The following is a 19,246-nucleotide window of genomic DNA, read 5'->3' as shown; positions in this document are numbered from 1 at the left end:
CGACCGCCCAAGGGCTGCATCTCTTGGCGCATCGGCTTATACACAATCTCCAGCGTGACCGCCGGCACGTAACTTCTGCAATGTCTTGGCAGCGACATGAACCTCTTTGAGTCCCAGCCAAATAGCTTTCGCGCCGGGTTCGCCATCGCCCTTGCGGCCGAGGAATCCGCCCAGGCGCGCGATCAAGCGCAGCACCTCGTTGAGCTTGGGCTTGGCCGGCTGCTTGACGTCGGTCAGCAAATACGCGCCGCGAATTTCGTCGACATCGAAGAACAGTTCGGCATCCAGATCGGGGCAACTGCGGCCCCTGTGCATCAGATGGACGATTCGCCAAGCCACGACCAGAAACAGCGCCAGCGCGCGCTCGAGCCGTTCGATCGCGCCCAGTTGCAGCGCCTCGACACGACAACCGTTCTTCAGCACGTTGAACAGGATCTCGATTTCCCAGCGTGCCCGATACCAGTCGATCAGTTCAATCGCTTCCTTCAGCGTCGTGGCTTCGCGGTTGGTAAGCAAGCGCCATTCGATCGGCTTGACGCCGCTTGGTGCATCAAACTCACGCGCCACCAGACACGTGGCCGCTACGCTTTGACCCACGCCTGCCGGCAGTTCGATGCGCCGCAACCATACGTGCTGACGCACCTGGCGCGCCTTCACGCCGTGACGCGAGCCCATCGTGAAGGCAATCTCGCCGAGCGGTGCGTCTTCTGTCGTCGCCGTCCACAGCTTGGCTCCCTCGGGCAGCGCGCGGTCGTGGGTCGAGCGAATCAGCCAATCCGCCGGCGTGCCCAACTCCTGCGCCCGCACCATCAGCGCGAGCATGTCTGCCTCGCGATCAGCGACGTACACCAGTCGCGTGTACGGCAGGCTCGATGCCGTTTCCGCTACCCGCTCGTAACCCTCGATCCAGCGCAGGCTTTCCTTGAGGCCGCCGCGCTTGCCCTGCGCGTCCTTGGGCTCACGCGCCCACATCCACGCGTCGAGTACACCCAGCGGCACCCGCTCAGGCGTCACCGCATAGGTCGGGTGCAAATACATCCCGCGCTGCATCTCGTAAGACAGTGGCCCAAGGCCCGCGGCCTGCCGGCCGTTGAAATCCAGTTCCGTGGTGTCCTGCAGGCACAACACGACCGACTGAGCGGCCATTCGTTGCTCGGTCTGCCGCCAGTGTGGCTCCAGAATCGCACTCCACTCGACCTCGCCGTTGTCGAAGAAGCGGTACGCCGCCATCGTCTCGCCCCAGCCCCGACACGCCTGCGGCACGCCAGCCGTCGGCTTGGCCGCCAATCGTTCCATCAATGTCCTCGCTCGCTTGTTCAGGCGCGCGTCGCCAAGGTCGAGGTCAGCAAATTCGGTTTCCGTCCAGTACGGTGCTTCCAGGGCCAAGGCGTTCACGCAAAAAGCGAGAGTAAACGCGGCGCGCCGAAAGTTTACAAGCCCCGGTCTATCTCATTGCTCGACGACGGTTTGTTCCGGCCTACCGTTGCGGAGGCCAGACTTGTGTATAAGACGATGCTCTTGGCGGGGTCCTCCGACGACGAGCAACACTTCACCGTTTCGAGTGGAATGGCCGGTTCCTGACTAGAAACGACGTCTGAATGTCTGACCAACGGTGAAGCGAATGGCGCTTCATGGCCGGGTGCTGCCTGATACGTCGGGCTCATTTCGACCCATTGCGGCCGATCGCAGGAAACTTACGATCGGCCGCTTCCAGACATGTGTGAGACGGTCGCTTCTGGCCATTGGATCTAGTGCTCATTGATCTTCGGTCAGTCAAGAGCCGTGCGGTCTGCGCTAGTTCACGCAGCGCCCTGCACCAGGTCCAACGCATCTCGGTATAGCATTGGGACCCAAAAGATCGGCGCATCTTTTGCACCGCGCCGCTCGAAGAATCCCGCCTCAACGAGCTTTTCCGCAATTTCGGAGGATTTTTCAACCGGACAGTTCCATAGAGCCGCCAGTGAAACGAGCGACTGCTGCGCCTTTTCCCGCTCCAATTTATGCAGGAACGGCTGCAATCCTGGATTCTCTGCGCATAGCGTCTGCTCATAGCGCGCCTTTGAAACGGCGGGCAGCGCCAAACGAATCGCAGTCTTCCCAATGAGAAGGTTGTCTTCAGGCTCAGAATTGCCGAGTTCAGTGAGTTTAAGCTGCTCTTCGCGTGCGGCCAAAAGCAGATGGATCAACTCCCTAGGGGTCGTGCGCTTGCTTCCATCAGCCGTTCGCGAAAGCATCCAATCTAGGGTCCTAGGTCTGTTCTTGCCAATATCGATTTGTTCCGGGAACACTTTGTAGAAGAATTCGCGCTGAAGCTCTGCGGTGGCTAGAACCTCAATACGATTGACGCCGTAATAGGTGCAAACAGCTTCATTTGAGAGAATGCGCCGAACAATGAGATTGAGAAGAGATTGCTGACTCCACGAAAGCGTTAACGAACGCGTTACGTGACTCGCCTCCCTAAAACCCCCGGCAACAATTTTGTTCCAGATATCGTCCCGAAGAAAGATTTTCGTCTTGATATGCGAGAGCGCGAGTGTATCGAGATATGTCCTAAACAACGCCCGTAGTGCGTTACCCTCCAGAGCGTCCGATTCTGCAAATGCGACGTCCAGCCTGTCCAACACAAGCCAAACGGTAATGTTCACTTGCTGAAACCCAAGATTCAGCTGTGATAACAGGTCGTCGAGCGACCGATATCCAGCACCCCGTTGCTCGCTGGTGGGCTCACCCAAAGTGATCTTGCCGGTAAAGGTCAGGCCCGAGTGTGGATCTGTCACGCCACCTTCGACATGGGGTATGAATCTCCGCATATATCCGAGTGCCGCTCTCAGCCGCGATAGCAACGTCACACCCGGCGCAAGAAGTCCGTGTTCCGTGAGGACATGGATTACGCTCAATGCGGCCGCATTCTTCATATTCTGCGACGTCAACTGGTGTCGAAGATAGTCGGCCGCAATCGACAAAAAATAGAGCTTCCAGAGTCCTCGAAACTGCTCCTCCGACAACGGCGGTTCAGCAGTCAGATCACGAAACGCTGGTGTTCCGCGAGGATTTTCCGCTGCAAGAAATAGTGTGCGTCTCCCCAGACGAAGCTCATCTTTCTTAGCGACCAATAGCGAGTACAGGGCACTCTTTCCGGCACCTTTCGCGCCGAACACAATGTCGACTTCGCCGGAAAGCAGCCTTCTCCATTGATCCGTCTCAACGAAGTAAGAGTGCAAATGATCGCCTTCATCCTCTGCAATCCTGCTACCGAACCCCGCGCCAGCCAACACATCCTTTCTAATCATATTGTTATTTCCGTGATTCAATGACCTTCTCCCGGTAAAACTAAAATTCGATTAACGCGTGAAGGGCTGCTCAATGGATAGACGAGATCGCTGTCTGTCTGCTTAACCGCGGCTACCATTTTATCTGAACCAGGCCACGATACTCCCTGCCAATAGACGTCTGTTGAAAGTTTGGTGTAGCGTCGCCCGCGAAGGGAATTCATGCCTGGCCCTATAAAGTCGGAGGGCGTCGGCGAGCGGTCATTTGTATTGCGGGGACCCAAGGTTTCCACGTGCGCTAGACGAGCTATAGGAACGAGCGGGAGGCGAAGAGTTCATCGTGCGATTGTCCCAACTCGCCCACTGCAGCGGACGATTGTGATCCTTCTCCGAAGGGTTGAAACTGGCCGCGTGCCGCCTCATGCAATGCGCATCCTTACCCCCGCCTTGCACGACTGCGATCGGCGGCGCTCGACCCCTATGCGCACATCGAAACTATGCGCATTTCGTACCGAAGGGCCGCAACCACACCAGCGGCAACGCGGCTTTCAGCGAAGTTGACAACCGTGGTTCTAAACATAGTTTCCATTCCGACACCGGGTCGTAATCGCTCAGACCTCTACCAGAATCACGACGAACACTTACGCGTCAGCGAGATCAATCCTTTAATGAAGGAGAATGCGCTTCCGCCGCTGGCACTCTCGGATTTCAATATGGTTCACATCGGGAGCCCGACAAACTGCCACCGGACTGCCCGACGCCGAAACTATGTGCAGATGACGTGAGGTCGGATGCTCTCGTCATCGTCAATCCGACGGTAGGTGCGCATAGTTTCGATCTGCGCATAGGGGTCGCTGTACTAAACCGCTGACGCGGTAGTGGGAGGGAAGCGGGGGTCAGTGCCTGGCGTTCGGTCAGGACGGTTATCGGATGCCGGGGCACGAGGAAGGGACGAGCAGGCGGCCAGGAGCAGCATGGAGGTGCCCGACCGGGCATGCCATCCCCTGTCTCCTGGAGGTTCGCCATGACACTGCTCCGCCAACGCATGCTGCACGACATGCAGATCCGCAACCTTGCTGTCAACACGCAGAAGACCTATCTCCTGCAGGTTTCCAGTTTCGCCCGACACTTCCGGCGCTCACCCGAGGTGCTCGGTCCCGAAGAGATCCGTGCCTGGATTATCCACCTGACCAACGAACGCAAGCTCGCGCCAGCCAGTGTCCAACTGGCCGTAGGCTCGCTGCGCTTCCTGTACCGCATCACGCTCAGGCGGGACTGGAGTGACGAGGATTTCCCGTTGCCCAAACGGCCCGTGAAGCTGCCGGTCATCCTGAGCTTCGAGGAAGTCACGCGTTTCTTCGAGTCGATTCCCAGCCTGAAGCAGCGCGCCATCCTGATGACGGCCTATGCGGCCGGCCTGCGTGTCTCCGAAGTCGTGCATCTGAAGGTCACCGATATCGACAGCCAGCGGATGATGATCCGTGTCCGCCAGGGTAAAGGCCGTAAGGACCGCTACGTAATGCTCTCGCCGCGTCTGCTCGAGGTCCTGCGACTTTACTGGCAGGACGCCCCACCCGAGGGAATGGCTCTTTCCAGGCAGCATTCCGGGGCGGCCCATCAGCCGCCATGCCGTGGGCGACGCATGCCAGCTTGCACGTGAGCGCAGCGGCATCACGAAACCCGTTACACCACATTCCCTGAGGCACGCGTTCGCCACTCATCTGCTGGAAACCGGTGCCGATGTACGCCGGATCCAGCTGCTGATGGGTCATCGCAGCATGGCGACCACGGCACGGTACCTCAAGCTGGCGACGAGCACCGTGTGCGCCACCACCAGTCCCTTCGACCTGCTGCCGCATCCCGCACCCACTCCCTCCCAGCCGCCTGCGCCCGAGTACTTCTGAAGCCGGCGATGCGACCGGCGCTCGAGGTGGCGGACATCTTCCGCCGCTGCGGCCCTCACTACCGGCAGACCCACGCCGACGCCCTCAGTCGTGCCCAGCACCGCGCGATGAGCGCCATCGAGCTGTGCCGCACCGCCGCGCTCGGCGGTCATGTCGAGCAGTGCGATGCCTGCGGCCATCAGCGCATTGCCTACGACTCGTGTCGCCATCGCTGCTGTCCGAAGTGCCAGTCGCTCGCCCGCGCGCAATGGCTCGAACGCCGGCGCGCCGAGCTGCTTCCCGCGGTCGAATACTTCCACGTCGTCTTCACACTCCCCGAGCCCGTCGCCGCGCTCGCGTACCAGAACAAGAAGACGCTCTACGATCTGCTGTTTCGCACCAGCGCCGAGACGCTGCGTACGATCGCCGCCGATCCGAAACACCTGGGCGCGGAGATCGGCTTCATCACGGTCCTGCACACGTGGGGGCAGAACCTGCTGCACCATCCGCACGTGCATTGCGTCGTACCCGGCGGCGGCATTGCCCCGGACGGCGAGCGCTGGATCGCCTGCCGGCCCGGCTTCTTCCTGCCCGTGCGGGTGCTCTCGCGGCTCTTCCGGCGGCTCTTTCTCGACCAGCTGCGCCGCGCGTTCGACGCCGGCGCGCTGCGCTTCCATGGCCAGCTCGAGCCGTTACGTGACCCGCGAGCGTTCGCCGCCTGGCTCGCGCCCGCTGCTCACGCGGAGTGGGTCGTCTACGCGAAACCACCGTTTGGCGGCGCTGCACAGGTGCTCGATTACCTGGGCCGCTACACGCATCGCGTCGCCATCTCGAATAACCGGTTGCTGCGCTTTGATGGCAATTCGGTCCTGTTCCGCTGGAAGGACTACCGTCACGAAGCCCGCCACAGGACCATGACCCTGACGGCTGACGAGTTCATCCGCCGCTTCGTGCTGCACGTGCTGCCCGACGGCTTCAAGCGTATCCGCAGCTACGGGTGGCTCGCCAATTGTCATCGGGCAGCGCGACTGGCGACCTGCCGGCGGCTGCTCGGCGTCGAGCCTCCCGCCGCTGCGTTACCCGCCATCGCGAAAGACTACCGTGACCGTTACCAACGGCTCACCGGCAGGTCACTGCGCGATTGCCCCGTGTGCGGCAAGGGCCACATGGTCCGTATCGAAGGCGGTGTGCCTGGCATCCTGCCGCGGGCTCCCCCTGACCCGAGCCATGTGCACTGACCGGTATCAGCACCACCCCGAGCACGTTGGTCTTCCCCCACGCGGCCAGCGCGAACCCACTCGTACTTTGGCGTCATCGCACCATCACAATGCCGCGAAACTCCGCATTCCTTACCCATTGACGTCCGCATTCCCGCTGTCTTCGCGCAACCGGCTCCGTCAGCCCGCCCGCTTCCGGCGTGCGATGGCCACGCGCCGGGTATCGCAAATCACCGCGACGATCATTCAATGCCCATAGACGCCAGCGCCTGCGGAGCGGTTTAGCACAAACATTTTTTTGATTACCGATCGCGGACTGGCCCCGACCGGCCTGTACACGCGTCAGTAGCCGCGATCGCCAACCAAAAAAATCTCTGCTCTATGCAGAGGTTTACATAGCGACCCATAGCAGCCCGTCGACCCAGCGCAACATGTACGGCAGCTTTCAAGGTACAACGGCCGTTCGTCGGTTCGCGTAGGGAGACGGGAGTTCGGGCGAAGCGGACGGTCGGCGCGGTTTGCCGATGAATGTCCGCTGCCGGGTAGTTCCGCTTCAGGCGGCATTTGATCTTATCCGCGATCGGTGCAAAGCTTGAATTGGGCGTTGTTTGATGCTTCGAATGGCAACGGACATTCGAGCACGGAACACGGTCGTCATATCGTCGGCCGCTGCTTTCAGGCGCAGGCGTTCGTGGCCAGTCCGCAACGAATTGTTGCTTACGAGCGAAGTCCCGAATCCCGATCGACCCGGAGCGAGCGGGTGGGTCGAACCTTAAAATGGCCGTCTTTTGCGCGACTTATAGGCTGGGGACATGGCGATGAAGAGAAATGCGATCTTCTCCAAGGCCCGTAGTAGCTTCGTCACGCGCTTCGCTCTGGGCGAAGTCTCCGACACGTACACAGGCTCGCGAACTCCAATGTGATTGTTGTTCAGACCACAGATGGGCTGCTCAGCCGCGATGTCGGGCTTGCTCGCGTACGTTTGCTTCCCCCGAGTCGCGGGCATTGCTGAGATGAGAATCTATTAAAGGTTTTCTGTGTGGGTTGCCGCACATTGCTTACCGAACCGATGCTCGTACCCTAACCCGGACTTGTGTCCATGTTTCCGATGTTGATTCTCCAACGACGTCGACCGACTTGGCGCCCCGAGGTATCTGCCGCCGGAGCCAGACCTTGCCTGATAGTCGTTCCGTGGTTCGAAAGAGGCGAATCAGTACCTGATCGGAGCCGCTGCGTATGGTGTTTGATAACGAACAACTGAAGTTGCGCGAGCGCGTGAGTGCAGGCAGGCAGTCCGATTTATATAGTCTCGAGAACGACGATACGCTGCTCAAGATGTATCGGACGTCCGGCAATCAGACCCGGCTGGACCGCATTAATCGCCTGATCTCGTCCGGCTCGTCCCGGCTCCGTGCGCGTTGTGCCTGGCCCGCGGGCACGTTTACGTTCCACGATAGAGACGCCGTCATCGTTCCGTTCGTCGCGCATCAATCGACACTCGCGCATCTGATACCGCGGGCGAAGCGTCAAGCGAGTTTTCCCAACCTCGACTGGCGCGGCATGATGCGCTTCGCCGAGCAACTGGCCCAATGCGTTGCTGCCGTGCACGCCGAGAATATGCTGGTCGGAGACCTCGATTTGCACAACGTGCTAATCAGCATGGACAACGAACTGATACTCACGCGATGCGACAGTTTCCTCCTAGAAGGGGAAGCTATCGATCCAGCGGATTCAGCGGCAGCGCTGCAGTGGCCGCCGCCTGAACTGAAAACCGGACAGGTCGAAAGCACCGCGCGAACGATCGACCATGACAACTTCACGCTGGCACGGCTGATTTTTGAACTCGTGTTCCTCAATGACGAGCCGACCCAAAAGGATGTGGGCGACTGGGCGGCGCTTTTCAACGGGGAGCTCTCGCGTGGCGGGCGCGCCCACCCCACGCTTCACGTTACGGCGAACATGCTGTCACCGGGCCTTGTGGCGTGTTTCAGGCAGGCTACTGATCCCTCCAGCACACGCTCCACGCCGCGCCCGGATGCCGAACGCTGGTCGCGCGAGCTAGCGGCAATGGCATCCTCGATGCGTACGTGCGCTGTGGAGAAAACGCACACATACCGTTCTGATATGGCGAGCGGCTGTCCGTGGTGCGAGTTGGCCCTCGAGGCGCCTGGTTCGGCCGAATTCAGCGGTCCACAAGCCTCGTCGCGGCCGGCCAGGCCATCGGCCGAAGCCGCTGCACATACCGGAGCAACAGGCAACGCGGCGCCCATGCCGTCGGCGCAACGCGGTCACACGACCGGAAATCAGGCATCCTCCCAGCGGCCCCCCATACCGGCGCAGGCTCGAAAGAACCGCCTGTTTATTGCGTTTGTCGTGGCCGCCGCGGGCGCGCTGGCCGTCATCGTGCTCAGGAGCTCGCAGCATGCATCGGCCGGCAGCGATGCCGGCACGCCGGACCAACGCGCTGATGCCGTTATTAGCCGATGGTTCGACGCGATCAACGCGCCGCAAGGCCATCCGGATGACGTGATAAAACTGTACGCGGCGTCAGCGGTGACTTACCGCGGCCAGCGCAACTCGCAACCCAACGTATTTTTTCCGTATCTTTTCAACCGGTGGCCGGAGCGGGACTACAAGCCGGTCCCCTCGACTCAAACCACCACGTGCGATCCCCAGTCGCCTACGTGTGCGGTAAGCGTGACCGTTCTATTCCGGGTCGCGCGACCTGGGGCGACCAACCACGGCTGCGTGACGTATCAGTTCACGGTCAACGTCGCCAGTCAGCCAGCCCTTATCTCTGATGAAAACTCTTCACCCGCCGCGCCGGGTGCGTGCGATGCGCTTGACGGGTCCTCCGGAGCCAGCCAATGAACCGGCCGCAGAGTAACCTCGTCACCGCCTTCTGGAGTTATCCACGCAAGCGCGGCGGACCGGGGCTCGATGCGTTATTCCAGTCCATGGAAAGACGGCTCGCCGAGGTCGTGTTACCCGCCTCGATCACAATTTTCAAGGATACGGATGAAGAGCGGGGCATTCGCCCAGGCGCCGACTGGAGCGCGGAACTGGTCCGCGCAGCCGGCTCGTCGATCCTGTTTTTCTGGAACCAGTCGCCGCTATGGATCTTCAGCCCGATGTGCATCTTCGAGATGGAGTTGTTCCGCAGCCGGGTTGATCGCGTCGCCAATCGTTTCATCGAGGGCTGCTCTGAGGCCACCCTCGATGAACTGCGGAAATCCATGATCGTGCCGATTCGCTGGCACCCCATGTCGCCCGATCAGTGGCAAAGCGTCAGCGGTCCGAACGCCCAGTTGATCCATCGTGATTGGGACCTCTCCAATATCGTTGCTCCACTCGACTTTTCCGTTCCCCGGGAGGGTGCGTTGCCCGACGCAGGGTTTTATGAAAGCGCGGCCCACGCCGCAATGAGGGTCGTGAAGCTGCAGTACGAGCACATCTTTGAGCTGCTGAAAATCAAGCGCCCCGAGTTGCTCGACTTTCTCGCCACGGATTTGCCGGACTTCAAGCGTTACTGGCACGACCAGTTCATCAAGCGACGGCCCACTATTGATTCGACGGCCGCACTGCAAGGTTGGGCTGCGCGAGATCTTCCACAAGAATGGGCCGAGCAACGCAGCCTCGCGCGGCAGATGACCGAGGGGCGAACGATCTGCCAGAACGAGAGCCTTGCGCTGCCCATGACGCTGATCTGGCCCAGCGACGATGCAGCGCAAGGTTTCTGGGTGTCGAGCGGCCCGCTCGCGACATCCCGGGCCAGCTTCTGGCAGGAGTACATGCCGCTCGGGGGGGCACGGCCCGACAACGCGGGGTCGCTGGCAGTCGATGAAGCATCGGTGCGTCACTTGCAAAACGAGGTTGGCCAGTTCGGACTCTCGCTTCCTGACGCGAGACAGGCGCAGCGCCTTCGCGAAGTGTATGCGTTGCCGCGCGCAACGCTCTATCAGCTGGGTCTCGTCGCCGGGGCGTCGAACTTCTGGTACCTGAATGAAGGCGGTCAGCTAGCACGACAATCAGAGCGGAGCGCAGCCGCTGCGGTCGTACTCGTCGAACCGTTGACACGGCACGATCATGACTGACGAATCAACGAGTGCCGCACAAGCGCACAACGAGAGCAAACCCGCCGGTAACACCGCGTCCGGCGGCAATCAATCGACAACTGGCGCGCCACCTGATAGTTCAAAAGATGCTGCCGGCCCGGCGGCGAGCGCAGGGGCGGGAGCGGGAGCAGGCGCGGGAGCGGGAGCGGGAGCGGCGGCAGGGACGGGACCGGGACCCGCGACAGCAGCGGGTCCGGGGTCCGATCAGGCACGTGCCTTTCTCAGTCTGTACACCAGCTTCTCCGCGACCGAGGCACTCTCTTCGTTCCGGTTCAGACTCGGCATTGATGACTCGCTTTGGCGCGCAGTCGTCGCCGCGTTGCGCAAGGTGCTCGATCCTCCCCTCACGTGCGGACGCACGGGGATCATCGCAGCGTACGAGCGTCTGCTGGGGTTTGCTGCCGCTGAACTGTTTGCGTCGCCGGAAATTTATGTGCCGCGCGACTCGCCACCGTCGGGCAGTGAGCGGCTGAGCAGTGCGACGCGCATGCACCGTCGTCCACGCGACTTCCTTCGCAAATGCCAGGAGCTGACCCCACCGGACGGCCCATTGCTCATGCTCGCCTGGGATGCGGAAAACGTCGACCACGCGAGCGGGGTACTGCTCGCGTCTTCGTCCCCCGCACCCGCGCTGCGACATGGCCTGATATGCCTGACCCTGGCAGACAATGTTCGCACGAAGGGGCAAGCCGACTCATTGCCGATCTTGCTTAACGTCTCGGATCGTGCATTCGAGATCGTCGTACAGACGATCCGCAACCTCGGCATCGAGGCATCGCTCGATCTCGACGAAGAACGTGGCCTTGAAAATCTGGTTCTGAACATGCACCGGACGTGGTCGCTCGACGCCATACTGACGAGCCTGAACATGCCAGGCCATGTCGCATTCATCCAGCGGGCGTGGCAGTCGAAATCACTGGAAAATGAGCAATCGTCGGCGCTCTTTCACGCGTGTGTTCTCGATGGCGACGAAGACTCCCCCCGCGAAGCCGCCTGCCTGTTTCTGGTCTCGCATTTTCCGCAGATGACCGCCGATCAGATCATCGAGCTCGGCGACGAACTCGCATCTGAAACCCCTTCGAAACGGTATCCGTCGAATCGCGTTCGCAGGTTCGACGGCATCACAGACCGGATTCTCGATAAGTGCAGCATCCGGTTTACACCGGCCGGGCGTGGTTCCCCCATCGCGGAGCTGGCTGGAACGCAGGATCGGGACGGCGAAATGGAAGTCGACAGCCTCGGTCGGGCCCGGATGTTCCAGATAATGTTCGAGCGTGAGGCACCGTTGCTGCGCGAACGCTACATGCGTCATCTCGGCCATCGGCTCGCACACGGCCATACATCGAACACGATTGCCAAGCAATTCATGGACCTCGAGCTTGGCGCGATTCGGACACTTGTTCATGAAGACCCGGCCGCGGCCGCCGAGCGGCTGAAGCGGCTCGTCTATGGCGACCTTCAAGGCCAGAGCACGCCCCGGCCCGGTGTGTCCGAAGCGGCCCAGGCAGCCCACCACGAACTTGCGCTACGGCGCTCCGTTGGACGGACACCGGCTCTGATCGCCGAACTCGCGGGCGCCTCACCTGACGACCGCCTGCTGGAAGTGATCCGTTCGCTGTGTTCGCCCGCCCCCATGCCGGACGTGGTGCTGCCCCGCCAGTTACTCGCCGAAAGCACGGCGCTTCTGTTCTGGCATCTGTACACGCAGTATCCGCGCCGCATTACACTCGAGATGTATCGAAGCCTGTTCCGTACCCGGACCCACGACGATGACGACGCGCGCGCGGCACTCGTGAACACCTTGCGCCAGCACTTTCATCCTGGCGAGAAAAACGAGACATGGCCGATCCCATTAGCAGGCTTCGACAGCCTCACGCTGCTGGTCAGCCTGATCGACAACATTGTTCGCTGCTACGATTGGATCAAGGTTGAGCCGCCGACGAATGCCGACGTGATCCTGCTCACTGAAACGTGTGCACATTATCTGAATCGCGCCGTGTGGGGGCTGAACTGGTCGGCTGTCGAACCGTGGGCCTCCTATGAACCCGGCGACGTCGCGGCTGAACAGCGCGAGACCAGCCTGATTCGCCTGCTATCGAGCTCGTACGTTTCATACTGGCTCAACCGGGAATATCTGAATGCACGCTCGCTAACGGACACCCACGACAACGTGTTCGCTGAAGAGCGAACGCTGTGGTACATCACACGCCAGGTCGCCGATGTGGTGTTCGCCAGTGGGTCGTTTGGCGCTGCCGAACACGATGCGCTGAGTCATTGGCTCGCCTTGCAAATGGGCCTCGACCCGAACCATCCCGAGACGCCACAATTTTCAAACGGGTGGTATTGGGAAGGCCTCGTGAAACAGGACCCGGACCCTCATCCCTGGCTGATTCGATTCAGCGCCGCCATTCGACCGTTACTCGCGATGCTGCCTGTGGTAGTTCTCATGGCGATGACACATCGCATTTCTGCGCACCCGGAGGCAGGCGCTGCCAGCTCCAGTGACTTCGTGTTTTCGAACACCTTGCGCGCGTGGCTGACTACTCGTGAAGGATCGCAATCACGCGCACAGGCATTGCTCAAACGCGTGGACGACTGTTGGCCACTGCTATCGAACTGGCATCGGATTAAAAGAACCCAGTTCCCGCAGGTCGATCTGGAACAGGCCAAAGCAGCATTGGATGATCGCACGGCCACCTTGAAGGTGTTCGTCGATTGCCTGAAGGCGTTGGGCTGAAGGCCGGGACTGCTGCGTGACGGCTTCAGCGCTCGCGCGACCCAGGCTAGAGCATTTCACATCGAGAGAAAAGCAACATGGATATCCAGTCGCTGTTCGAGTTTGTTCCGAAGGGGAAGAAGCCGCCGTCCGTGACCCGGGATGAGTGGCAATTCCCGATCGAGCGCGCGGCCCGCAGGATCGGCACAATCCTTGGCATGTTTTCGGACCGGGAAGTTGTACGCGTATTCGCAAACCGGCGGTTCGTCACGGAGGTCAAGCTCGACGTCCCGGACATGAGTACGTCGACCACGCGCGTCATGCGCTGCATCGTTCGCCTTGAAGGCGTAGTGGAATCCAACCCCGACGCGGCGCGTAGGTTCCTGCAGCGCGCGCTCAAGATCGATTTCGACTTCGACACCACGTTCAAACAGGCGATTGGCAACGCCACCGCACGATACGGCCGCGATATCCAGGATACGTTCGCGAGGCGCTGGGACAAACGTCCGGGCTGGGGGCCGTGGTGCACGGCAATCAAGGACGCGCTGACCGAACAGAACTTTCCGATTGAGAACGTTTTGATCACGGCGGTGGTGGCCGACTCGCGCGAATCCATCGATTTCAACGACCCGTCCAATTCGCTGACAGTGCGCACGTCAGACATGCTGCAGAGCAACAGGATCGGCTATAAGGCGCGACTTGTATGGGGTATGACTGAGCAAAGCTCAGTCGCACGGCTAACCTACGACGGTACGGTCGAGGGCCGTCAGTCTGGCGCCCGGCTCAGGAATCCATGGATGCCCAACCAGATTCAACCTGTCGAGGCGTGGTTTCGAGCGCTGCTTGCCGAGGAGCTGTCGAAGGAAACATGGGTCAATATCTGCGGAGCGACGCCGGCATTTTGTAGCGAGCTGGCCCGAAAGCTGTCCCTCGCGCTCGGTCCCGGAACCGGACGCATCGTACAGACGCTGATTCTTTATCCTGTGCTGGATGCCGAGGCGGCGCCCGCCGAAACCACGATCAGATTCAAAGCGCACTACCCGGTCAACGGCGTAAAGGGCGATGGCATCGAAGTCGAGCACGCAATCCAGTACAAGCTTATCGACCGCGACCGCTGGGAGGCAAACGGCGCGCCCATACCCAAGGATTTTCTGCCGAACTACGCCGCCGAAGCCTCGAAGGCGTACCTGCTGAACAAACGGTTCGAGGAGGTGATCGGAAACTATCTTAACGGCGTGGACGGAGACCTCGAATTCTCCAGGTCGATCACTGCGAGCATCGCGGCCTCGGCCGCGCAGGTGGGCTATAGAATCGTTTCAGTGGCAGCGATTCTCGCGATTCCCCAGATCGACTTTATTCAGGGTCACCCCATCCCGATTGACGAGGATGAGTACGGACTTCAGGATCCGACCATCAAGGCCGTTGTCAGGATCAAGGCAGACGTGCGCGTTTATAAGCAAGGTGGCGACACGTTCGCGCGAGCGCTGTCGGCCTATGATAAGTTCGAAGACCGGGTCAAAACGTCGATTGCAGACGCTGTTCGTACTGCACTCAGTTCGGAGAGCGCGCTGGATTACTACAGTTCGCCGTACGTCAACGGCGTCCCGGTGGCCAAGGAAGCAGACGGATCGATTCACGATGCGGTGCAGCCCGCACGCAGCGTGGACTTGCCCGCCAGAGTGCTTCAGGCGGTCAACGAAGTACTCGCCAGAACCTATGGACTCGAGGCGATCACGTTCCGGCTCGAGCCGGGCAAGGACCCCATCATAGACCGGATGAATGAGCTGACACGCCTCCCCTTCTCCGAGGAGATTCCGCTTTTCATCCAGCGGCCCGGCACCCAGACCACCATTACCATCAACGCGCACGCATCGGTTTTCGTGGAATCGGTGGACCAGCAGAACTGGACGAGTTTCTACCTCAACGCGAAACGCCTGGACGTCGAACAGCATAAAGCGCTGATTAAATCCACGCTCAGAGATTGCCTGGAACTACTGAAAAGCATCGTCATGAACACCCCGCGCGCCGCCCTCCACTCGCACGACGTCCGGCGAATCGTCATTGCGCATTTCGCGCAGCGAATGAGCGAACAGCTTGGGCTGTGTGTGATTCTTCACCCATTGCTGCTATCCGTGCACTATCCCCTGTTGGGCGACGTCGCGGTTCTCGAGATGGATGCCCTTACCGCTGAACTCAAAAACCTTTTGGCGCAACGCTCCAGAGTTTCCGACGACGGCGACGGATTCGTCAGCAACCCGAGAGAGCAGATCACCAGGCGTATCGAGGAGGTCAAGAAGCAACTGAAAGAGGTCTCGCTCGAGGTCGAGCAGGAATCACACAGTGCGGAAACGATCCGTATTGAAGAGCCGCTCGGTCCGCGGCAAATCACGCGCGCGCCACCTTCCGCGCAAACGTGAGTCCGGTGACGGTGACGCAAGATCGGGGGCGATCGGAGCACAGATTCCACGAAAGGCGGCGAGTCGCGCTCAGTCGTGTTGCTCGCAGCTAGCACATTCTGCCGCCAGCCTCAGCGGTCGGCGGGAAACTTGCAAAATGCTCCGGTTTGACCTGCAACCGGCCGACTGCCTCGCCTATTTCAGAACAGGCTGCCATTGCGTTGACGTCGTCCAGTCTGAAAGCATTGTTTGCCAGGTCCGCGCAGCCGATCGCTTCCAGTCCTTCAGGGGTCAAGAGGGCGTTATAGCGCATGTAGGAGAAAAGCGGCGTGCCGCCGATCGGCGCCTCGCTGCTCAAGTTTCCCACCTCGCCGTCGATGTCGTCGCCGGCCAGAACACGTGCAAAGCCACGGCATTGCATATCGACCTCGGTGGTGCTGGCGAACATCAGGGATTGCATGGCGATCAAGAGGGTTGACGCAACCTGCTTTTCGGCCAGCGTCTGCTTGTGTATTTCCTTGGGAAAAAGGCCGGTCCCTACCGACACCAACAGCATCCGATCCGCGCCGGTGAGCCATTCGAGCCGATAGCACGGCAGGGTGGCCATCTGGAACAGCTTGAAAGCCGGATTGTTTAGCGATGACAGCGCGCCGTCGTAAAAGAGGTAATCCTGAGTCCCGACGCGAATCCGTTCCGGTTCGAAGAAATACGGCGCAGCGGTGCTGGCCCGAACCAACTGCCAAAGTGGAAAATTCAGATTGCTTTCCACCCCATACTGCGCGTCGTTATATTTGGCCTTCGGATTACTGCTAACTGGCCACGGCGAGTTCGTCCGCGCGTTGAGCATGACCAGCATCACCAGGGTTCTGAGCCGGTTCGATCCGAGTGTCGTGTCAACGCCGAAGATTTCCTGCAGACAATTGCGCAGCGCGGAAGCGTCATAGCGGGCAAACAGCATGCGCTTAACGATATTGGCCGTTGGCGCAAACATCGCGCGTGCATCGCTGGTGAAAAGCGCATCCAGTTGTTGCATGCTCATTCCGAGCGCCAGACCGGCGGCAAGAATGGCGCCGGCACTGGTGCCGGCAATGTAGTCGAAGTAGTCGGCCAGGACGAGGTCGGGACGACCGCTCTGATCGCGCAGAATGGCTTCGATGCGACTCAACACGCGCACGGCGAGCAATCCGCGAATGCCGCCGCCGTCGATGGCGAGCAACTTCCTTTGATTGAGGGCGTCCATGCGTCAATCAGCTCTTTATGTCGTAGGTCTTCTGGAAGATGTCGCTGGCCACGACCCACCGATGTCCGTCGTTTGAGGTGATGATCCAGTCGCCCGGTTTCGCGCACAGCGTGCCCTGGCCCGGGCCAAGATCGATCTCCACCTCAGTAGCGGTTTGCTGCGCGTCGACGGTCTCGATCCTTTTCAGATATGCGCCGTTCTCGCCCATTCGGGTGGGTGCAACGGGCTCATAGGTTGCTTCGAACCGGCTGCGCTCGATCGGCCAACGCTCGCCGGCCGCGCCTGTCATCAACGCGTCGCCGCTCACACACTGGACCGGCCCTTCTTCGGTTCGAATTTCGGCTGATGCCGACGCGAATTCGACCTGAACCGGAATCGGTTTCTTGACGGCTTTCATCATCCCACCTCCACCGTTAGCGGGCCAGGCGGCTCGGAATCAGGCAACTCGTTGAGCATCATGTGCAGGCTTCCCATTGTGCCCAGCCTCAAAAGGTTGGCATGCAGCATCGACTTTATTGGACTTTCTTGCCGAACCAGGATTCGCGGAGCAAGGGGATTAACTCCCCACCGGAACCTCGAACGGACGGTCCCGATGAAGCAGTAGCCATTCGGCGTTCTCCGCCAGCGCCTCACGTCCGATCGCGGTCAAACAGTGCCGGGCTCTGGACAAGTCGGCAGTGCTCATCGCCGCGTTGAATTCTTTCAGTGCAAGGTCATAGAGCCGGCCCATACGCAGGTAACGCAGACTCGTTTCTTCATGCGCATTCACTTTTTCGACGGCCTTGAAGATGCCGGCAAGGCCAATTGCGAGTGTCGACGCTACCAATAGCCATTCCCGCACATGATGATCAAGTTTGATGATATCGCTAATCAGGCACGGCGATATCACCACGAGCCCAATGAAGAAGACTGCGAGCGCCGCCCGGTTCCAGCCCTTGGCCCGCGCATCGTGATAGTGTGCCTTGCCCAATTTTGAGTCGCGGCCGACAAAATAATTGCGCTGGTCTTCAAGCCAGCGTTTGCGGATTTCGCCGAACCGGCTCGCTTCGCTGCCGGAATCCGTGGGCGGAGGAATCGACAGCGCAAGATTACGTAGCGTCACGCGTATCCAGCCGAGTTCGGTGGCTTGATGGAGCAAGTAGTGATCGGAGACCTTGGTCTCTTCTCCGGCAATGGACCAGAACAGTTGTACGCGCAGTCCTTCGGCAAGCGCACGATAGTCGAGGTAGCGTTCGTCGCAACGACGACGCTTGAACGCCCAGCGGTGCACGGCAAATGCGCCGAGCAATCCGGCCAGATAGGCCAGCACCATCCACTGCGTGGGTACGAGGCCGGTATAGAACTCGTGACTCAATACTGCCAGTAAGACGATGCCAAGAATCACGAAAACAGAATTGCGGCGTAATGATTGCGCCATTATCGCGTCGGTATCGGCAAGGCCGTACAGCTCGACTAGCGGCTCAAGCGACTCTGGCAGGCGCATCGCGTGAGGCGGCTTGCCCAACAAGTGCTGCTTGCTCGTCTCGACTACGTCGTGCCATTTCCTTGAACAGTCATGGGCAGACCCAACGAATTTCCGCATCGAATCAATCACGCGCCGATTCGGCTCCACAACGCCGGCATCTAGGTCAATTTCTTCCCGGGCTGTGCCAGATGGATTCCAGTGCGACCGGCAAAGAATATGCGATACCGGTGCGCAGTCTTCCGAGGGCAGTCCACCGCTAACCGGATTGGCCACACCCTCACGCGCAAAACGCACAACTTCGGCCGGATCTCCCGCTTCGCCGTCTTCGGCCCAACCGTCCCACAGCGCGATGACGATCTGCGCATGCCGGACGAAAAACCTCCCGAGATCACGATACTGCTGGGCGCGCTGTCCCGAAACGTCTGCGTCGATCGAGGACGGAACAGGCAGCTCGAGGTGCTGGGAACATTGCGCTAACAACGCCCGGAAACGTGCCAAAGATGCCGGCGTGGCGAATTCGCGCTCATAGTCGCTCAAGGCCATTGGCAATATCGCCATCACCTTCCAGCCTAACTTCAGTGCGACATCGGCGGCCAATTGGCTGGCTCCATCGGCTAGGCTGGTAAGGAGGCAGGGGTGAAGGGAGATCGCGCATTTCGCCAGCCTGCAGAGTTCGGTTTCGACGGCATCCCGCAGGCGTGCTTCGTCTTCAATCAGAACGTGGCGGCACCCGATGGCTGCGACAAGGAAGGGAACCTGGAGCGTCTTCATCTGGTGATCCTTGAACGATTCAGGGTTTCACTAAGTTCGACATCCTTAATCGAAACAGACGACTCTTCGCATTCTGAGGACAAGGTCTAGGCTATGACCTGTGATGCTAGCGAAATGAGATGCGCTGCAAAACAGTGCGGCCGGCGCGCAGGAAAGATCATTTTATAGACCGCC

10 protein-coding genes and 1 pseudogene are annotated in these 19,246 nt (G+C 60.2%); 6 read left to right on the top strand and 5 right to left on the bottom strand.

All coding sequences use genetic code 11. From position 1 onward, the window contains the following. Nucleotides 1-36 precede the first annotated feature (36 nt). A complete protein-coding gene (locus tag B0G76_RS40210; protein WP_120298437.1) occupies nt 37-1,380 on the bottom strand; it encodes an IS4 family transposase in 1,344 nt (447 codons plus the stop codon). Between the two features lie 419 nt (nt 1,381-1,799). Continuing rightward, nucleotides 1,800-3,290 carry a P-loop ATPase, Sll1717 family gene (locus tag B0G76_RS40205; RefSeq protein ID WP_120298272.1) on the bottom strand — a complete coding sequence of 497 codons (1,491 nt, stop codon included), beginning with the start codon at nt 3,288-3,290 and terminating at the stop codon, nt 1,800-1,802. A 973-nt stretch (nt 3,291-4,263) separates the two neighbouring features. Here B0G76_RS40205 and B0G76_RS40200 point away from each other — a divergent pair. From B0G76_RS40200 to B0G76_RS40160, 6 genes and pseudogenes are all read left to right on the top strand, one after another. Beyond that, nucleotides 4,264-5,173, top strand: a pseudogene (locus B0G76_RS40200) (tyrosine-type recombinase/integrase). Nucleotides 5,174-5,181: 8 nt separating this feature from the next. After that, nucleotides 5,182-6,390, top strand: coding sequence for an IS91 family transposase (locus tag B0G76_RS40195; protein ID WP_120298271.1), 1,209 nt, complete (start codon nt 5,182-5,184; stop codon nt 6,388-6,390). Nucleotides 6,391-7,605: 1,215 nt separating this feature from the next. Beyond that, nucleotides 7,606-9,240 carry a hypothetical protein gene (locus tag B0G76_RS40180; RefSeq protein WP_120298269.1) on the top strand — a complete coding sequence of 545 codons (1,635 nt, stop codon included), beginning with the start codon at nt 7,606-7,608 and terminating at the stop codon, nt 9,238-9,240. Further along, a complete protein-coding gene (locus B0G76_RS40175; protein ID WP_120298268.1) occupies nt 9,237-10,463 on the top strand; it encodes a hypothetical protein in 1,227 nt (408 codons plus the stop codon). The genes B0G76_RS40180 and B0G76_RS40175 overlap by 4 nt, the downstream gene beginning before the upstream one ends. Next, nucleotides 10,456-13,221: a hypothetical protein gene (locus tag B0G76_RS43215; RefSeq protein WP_183082321.1), complete on the top strand. Its 2,766-nt coding sequence runs from the start codon at nt 10,456-10,458 to the stop codon at nt 13,219-13,221. The genes B0G76_RS40175 and B0G76_RS43215 overlap by 8 nt, the downstream gene beginning before the upstream one ends. Nucleotides 13,222-13,298: 77 nt before the next feature. Next, complete coding sequence (locus B0G76_RS40160) at nt 13,299-15,617, top strand: hypothetical protein (protein ID WP_120298266.1); 2,319 nt, start codon at nt 13,299-13,301, stop codon at nt 15,615-15,617. An 88-nt stretch (nt 15,618-15,705) separates the two neighbouring features. On the opposite strand, the gene B0G76_RS40155 is transcribed toward B0G76_RS40160, so the two are convergent. The 3 genes from B0G76_RS40155 to B0G76_RS40145 form a co-directional block, all read right to left on the bottom strand. Then, nucleotides 15,706-16,836: a patatin-like phospholipase family protein gene (locus B0G76_RS40155; protein WP_120298265.1), complete on the bottom strand. Its 1,131-nt coding sequence runs from the start codon at nt 16,834-16,836 to the stop codon at nt 15,706-15,708. Nucleotides 16,837-16,843: 7 nt separating this feature from the next. Then, on the bottom strand, nt 16,844-17,236 hold the full coding sequence (locus B0G76_RS40150) for a PGDYG domain-containing protein (protein WP_120298264.1): 393 nt from the start codon (nt 17,234-17,236) through the stop codon (nt 16,844-16,846). 156 nt (nt 17,237-17,392) lie between these two features. After that, nucleotides 17,393-19,072 (bottom strand): hypothetical protein, encoded by a 1,680-nt coding sequence (locus tag B0G76_RS40145; protein WP_120298263.1) that lies wholly within the window; start codon nt 19,070-19,072, stop codon nt 17,393-17,395. Between the last annotated feature and the right edge of the window lie 174 nt (nt 19,073-19,246).

The sequence above is a fragment of the Paraburkholderia sp. BL23I1N1 genome, from assembly GCF_003610295.1.
In the GTDB taxonomy this organism is placed as follows: Bacteria; Pseudomonadota; Gammaproteobacteria; order Burkholderiales; family Burkholderiaceae; genus Paraburkholderia.
Note: the sequence above shows the minus strand (reverse complement) of the source record. Positions and strands in the feature narration are given on the sequence as shown.